This is a genomic window from Methylobacterium sp. CCH7-A2 (assembly GCF_001557075.1).
Lineage (GTDB): Bacteria > Pseudomonadota > Alphaproteobacteria > Rhizobiales > Beijerinckiaceae > Allobosea > Allobosea massiliensis.
Window position 1 is genome coordinate 1 of the sequence record NZ_LSKN01000156.1, and the last position, 581, is coordinate 581.

At 69.0% G+C, this 581-nt stretch carries 1 protein-coding gene; it reads right to left on the bottom strand.

The genetic code is table 11. The features are described 5' to 3' along the window. Positions 1-581, bottom strand: a 581-nt coding sequence (locus tag AX750_RS12655; RefSeq protein WP_156462451.1) for an aminotransferase class V-fold PLP-dependent enzyme, incomplete at both ends; no start/stop codon positions are given.

Below are 581 nucleotides of genomic sequence, written 5' to 3' on the forward strand. Positions count from 1 at the left end.
GTCTCCAGCGCCTTCAGCATCACCCAGGCGTTGAAGGGCGAGATCGCCGGGCCGGTCTGGCGCAGGAAGGTCTGGACATGGGTCTCGATGAAGTCCTGCGAGGCCAGGATCAGCCCGCCGAGACATCGGCCCTGCCCGTCGATGTGCTTGGTCGCCGAGTAGACGACGCAATCGGCGCCGAGCTCCAGCGGGCGCTGGAAGAGCGGCGTGGCGAAAACGTTGTCGACGACGAGCGTGGCGCCGACCTCTTTGGCCAGCGCGGCAACGGCGGCGATATCGATGACCTCCAACGTCGGGTTGGAGGGGCTCTCGAGGAAGAAGACCTTTGTCTGCGGCGTCACGGCCGCGCGCCAGGGGGCGATGTCCGTGCCGTCGACCAGCGTCGAGGTGACGCCATAGCGCGGCAGATGCTCCTCGACGACATAGCGGCAGGAGCCGAACAGGGCGCGCGAGGCGACGACGTGGTCGCCCTGCCGGACCTGGCCCATGATCGCTGCGGTGACGGCGGCCATGCCTGTGGCCGTGGCGCGGCAGGCTTCCGCCCCCTCGAAGGCGGCCATGCGCGCTTCCAGCATCGCCAC